The following is a 4331-nucleotide window of genomic DNA, read 5'->3' as shown; positions in this document are numbered from 1 at the left end:
GGGGGCGTGGGGCGACATGGATGTCGCCCTACGAGCCCCGCATGGATGCGGAAGTTGGCGTCCCCCGCCAGGGCATCGCCCCGGGCGCCCGCGCGATGGCAATGGAAACGCCGGCTCTGCGCGAAAATCCAAAACGACCGCGCAGGCGGATTGGTTGCGAGTGCACCGGTCTTCTCCCATCGCCCCCCACATTCACTACAATGCGGCTGCTGTTCCGGCGCCCGAGGCCGCAGGCCTGCCCGGGTGGACCCCCTAACCGCCGCGCGTGCGCGGCGCTGCAGATCGCCAGGACCCCATGACCCAGATTGCCAAGATCCACGCCCGCGAAATCCTCGACTCCCGTGGCAACCCCACGCTGGAAGCGGAAGTCACCCTCGAGGACGGTTCGTTCGGCCGCGCCGCCGTGCCCTCGGGTGCCTCGACCGGCACCAAGGAGGCGGTGGAGCTGCGTGACGGCGACAAGACCCGTTACCTCGGCAAGGGCGTGCGCAAGGCCGTCGACAACGTCAACGGCACCATCGCCGGTGCCTTGAAGGGCTACGATGCCGCCGACCAGGAAGGCCTGGACCGTCGCCTGATCGACCTCGACGGCACCGAGAACAAGGGCCGCCTGGGCGCCAACGCGCTGCTCGGCGTTTCGCTGGCCGCCGCGCATGCCGTCGCCGCCTCGCGCAAGCAGGCCCTGTGGCAGTACCTGGCCACCATCACCGAATCGGACATCTCGCTGCCCGTGCCGATGATGAACATCATCAACGGCGGCGCGCATGCCGACAACAACGTCGACTTCCAGGAATTCATGGTCCTGCCGGTCGGCTTTGGCTCGTTCTCCGAGGCGCTGCGCGCCGGCACCGAGATCTTCCACTCGCTGAAGTCCGTGCTGAAGGGCCATGGCCTGAGCACCGCCGTCGGTGACGAAGGCGGCTTTGCCCCGGATTTCCGCAGCAACGTCGAAGCCCTGGACACCATCCTGGAAGCCATCGGCAAGGCGGGCTACACCGCCGGCGAAGACGTGCTGCTGGGCCTGGACGTGGCCTCCAGCGAGTTCTACGAGAACGGCAAGTACAACCTGGTCGGCGAGAACAAGCGCCTGACCTCCGAGCAGTTCGTTGACTTCCTCGCCGACTGGGCCGCCCAGTACCCGATCATCAGCATCGAGGACGGCCTGGCCGAGGACGACTGGGCTGGCTGGAAGCTGCTCACCGAGCGCATCGGCAAGAAGGTGCAGCTGGTCGGCGACGACCTGTTCGTCACCAACCCGAAGATCTTCAAGCAGGGCATCGAGTCCGGCACCGCCAACGCGATCCTGATCAAGGTCAACCAGATCGGCACCCTGACCGAGACGCTGGAGGCGATCGCCATGGCGCACCACGCCAAGTACGCCGCCATCGTGTCCCACCGCTCGGGCGAGACCGAGGACACCACCATCGCCGACATCGCCGTGGCCACCACCGCCACCCAGATCAAGACCGGCTCGCTGTGCCGCAGCGACCGCGTGGCGAAGTACAACCAGCTGCTGCGCATCGAGGAAGCCCTCGGCGCCGGCGCGCGTTACGCCGGTCGTAACGCCTTCGTCTCGATCAAGCCGTAAGCGATGCGCAACTGGCGCTGGCTGCTGCTGGTGCTGGCGGTACTGCTGGCCTGGCTGCAGTACCGCTTCTGGTTCGGCCCCGGCAATTCCGGCGAAGTGGTGCAGCTGGAGGAGCAGGTGGCCAAGCAGAAGCGCGACAACGAAGGCCGCCGCCAGCGCAACGACGCGCTGGCCGCCGAGGTCAAGGACCTCAAGGACGGCGAGGCGGCCATCGAGGAGCGCGCACGCAGCGAGTTGGGCATGATCAAGCCCGGCGAGAAGTTCTACCGCGTCGTCGAAGACGTGCCGCCGACCCCGGCGCCCGCCGCGCCGGGCCAGCCGGCGGCGGGCGATGCCGCCACGCCGGGCGAGCAGCCCTGATGGGCTCGGTCTGGGCGGTGGTCCCCGCGGCCGGTCGCGGCACCCGCTTCGGTGCGCCGTTGCCGAAGCAATACCTGCCTGCCGCCGGTCGCCCGCTGATCGCCTACACCCTGGACGCGCTTGCCGCGCATCCGGTGGTGGCCGGCGTGATGGTGGTGCTTTCCGAGAACGATCCGGACTGGCCGGGCTGGCGCGCCGTGGCCGGCAAGCCGATCCTCACTGCCGTGGGCGGCGCCACGCGCGCGGCGTCGGTGCTGGCCGGCCTGCTGGCATTGCCGGACAGCGTGCGCAGTGACGACTTCGTGCTCGTGCACGACGCCGCGCGGCCGAACATCGGCCCCACCGATCTGGATCGGTTGCTGGAGACCGGCCGCACCGATCCGGTCGGCGCCATCCTTGCCAGCCCCGTGCGCGATACCCTCAAGCGCGCCGGCGACGATGGCGGCATCGACCGCACCGAGCCGCGCGAGCGGTTGTGGCGCGCGCTGACCCCGCAGCTGTTCCGTCGTCACCAACTGGTGCGCGGGCTGGAAGAAGCCGCGGCCGCCGGGGTCGAGGTCACCGACGAAGCCATGGCGATGGAGCGCCTGGGCCTGCGCCCGCTGCTGGTGGAAGGCGCCGAGGACAACTTCAAGATCACCACGCCGGCCGACCTGGCCCGCTTCGAATTCGAACTTTCGCGGCGCGGCGCCTGAGCGCCGCCTGCCGCAGGACACACACGACATGAGCGGTCTGAATTTCCGCATCGGCCAAGGCTACGACGTACATGCCTTTGGCGAGGGCGACCACGTGATGCTGGGCGGTGTGCGCGTGCCGCATACCCACGGCGTGCTTGCGCACAGCGACGGCGACGTCATCCTGCATGCCCTGTGCGATGCCATGCTCGGTGCCCTGGCGCTGGGCGACATCGGCCAGCACTTTCCGCCCTCCGACGACCGCTGGAAGGGCGCCGACAGCAGCCACCTGCTGGACCACTGCAACACGTTGCTGCGCGAGCGTGGCTGGCAGGTGGGCAATGCCGACGTCACCGTGATCTGCGAGCGGCCCAAGGTGGGCCCGCATGCCCTGGCGATGCGCGAACGCATCGCCGCGGTGCTGGGCGTCGCGCTGGACTGCATCAGCGTCAAGGCGACCACCAGCGAGAAGCTCGGCTTCACTGGTCGCCAGGAAGGCATCGTCGCGCAGGCCGCCGTACTGCTGGTGGCCCTGTGAGCGAGCTGCTGCGTGCGTTTGGCGGTCCCGTGCTGCGCGCGCGCATGCGCAGCGTGCCGGAAGATTTCCAGGTGGACGAACTGCCGGCCTTCGAGCCGACCGGCGAGGGCGAGCATTTGCTGCTCACCGTGCGCAAGCGCGGGCAGAACACCGCCCACGTAGCGCGCCGCCTGGCGCAGTGGGCGGGACTGCCGGAAATGGCCGTCAGCTACGCTGGCCTGAAGGATCGCCACGCCGTCACCACGCAGCGTTTCAGCGTCCACCTGCCCAAGCGCGTCGCGCCGGACCTGGCGTTGCTGGATGGCGCCGACATCCAGGTGATCGCTTCCACGTGGCACAACCGCAAGCTGCAGCGCGGTGCGCTGGCGGGTAACCGGTTCGGCCTGGTGCTGCGCGGGACCGAGGGCGAGCGCGGGGCCATCGAGGCGCGGCTGGACGAGATCGCCGCGCGGGGCATTCCCAACTGGTTTGGCGAGCAGCGCTTCGGCCACGGGGGTGGAAACGTCGAGGCCGCGTTGTCGATGTTCGCGGGGCGCCGCGTGCGCAAGGACCAACGCTCGCTGCTGTTGTCCGCCGCGCGGTCGCAGCTGTTCAACCAGGTGCTGGCGGCGCGCGTGGCGCAAGGCGACTGGGACCGGCCGCTGGACGGCGAGGTCTGGATGCTGGACGGCTCGCGCAGCGTGTTCGGGCCGGAGCCGTGGAGCGAGGTGCTGGCGCAGCGGCTGGCGGATTTCGATATCCATCCGAGCGGGCCGTTGTGGGGTGTTGGCGAGTTGCGCAGCCAGGAGGCGGCGGCGGCGCTGGAGCGGGATGCGATGACCGACGAGGTGTCGCTGGCGCTGCGGGCGGGCCTGGAGCAGGCGGGGCTCAAGCAGGAGCGGCGCGCGCTGCGGCTTCGGCCGGTAGGGTTGCGCTACGAGTGGCGCGAGGCCGATGTGCTGTGGGTGGGGTTCGAGTTGCCGCCGGGGTGTTATGCGACGGCGGTGTTGCAGGAGTTGGGGGAGGTTGAGGCTGCTGCTGGGCAGGGGTAGGTTTCTTTCGCGTTTGTTTGGTGTGGTGGTTTTTTTGAGTGGCGCGCTCGTGATTGGGCGGTTTGTTGCGTTGTCTTACGGTGCGGGCACCGGTCTGGCGGGTATGGTCGTCACGGCTCAGCAGACGTCCTGTCCGATTC

At 69.2% G+C, this 4331-nt stretch carries 4 protein-coding genes and 1 pseudogene; all 5 read left to right on the top strand.

Features of this window, described 5'->3' with window-relative positions; translation table 11 throughout:
- Positions 1-295 precede the first annotated feature (295 nt).
- The 5 genes and pseudogenes from eno (at position 296) to truD (ending at position 4191) form a co-directional block, all read left to right on the top strand.
- A complete protein-coding gene (eno, locus tag P6166_RS17330; RefSeq protein WP_277765673.1) occupies positions 296-1588 on the top strand; it encodes a phosphopyruvate hydratase in 1293 nt (430 codons plus the stop codon).
- Positions 1589-1591: 3 nt separating this feature from the next.
- Positions 1592-1948: a cell division protein FtsB gene (gene ftsB / locus P6166_RS17325; protein WP_277765672.1), complete on the top strand. Its 357-nt coding sequence runs from the start codon at positions 1592-1594 to the stop codon at positions 1946-1948.
- Positions 1945-2637: pseudogene (ispD, locus tag P6166_RS17320) on the top strand (2-C-methyl-D-erythritol 4-phosphate cytidylyltransferase); the annotation flags it as partial. The gene ftsB and the pseudogene ispD, both read left to right, overlap by 4 nt.
- Positions 2638-2671: 34 nt before the next feature.
- A complete protein-coding gene (gene ispF / locus P6166_RS17315; protein WP_277765671.1) occupies positions 2672-3160 on the top strand; it encodes a 2-C-methyl-D-erythritol 2,4-cyclodiphosphate synthase in 489 nt (162 codons plus the stop codon).
- Positions 3157-4191 carry a tRNA pseudouridine(13) synthase TruD gene (gene truD, locus P6166_RS17310; RefSeq protein WP_277765670.1) on the top strand — a complete coding sequence of 345 codons (1035 nt, stop codon included), beginning with the start codon at positions 3157-3159 and terminating at the stop codon, positions 4189-4191. The genes ispF and truD overlap by 4 nt, the downstream gene beginning before the upstream one ends.
- The last annotated feature ends 140 nt before the right edge of the window (positions 4192-4331 follow it).

Origin of the sequence: Stenotrophomonas sp. HITSZ_GD (assembly GCF_029543105.1) — a bacterium.
Lineage (GTDB): Bacteria > Pseudomonadota > Gammaproteobacteria > Xanthomonadales > Xanthomonadaceae > Stenotrophomonas_A.
The sequence above is the reverse complement of the archived record's forward strand: the minus strand, read 5'-3'. Positions and strand labels throughout refer to the sequence as shown.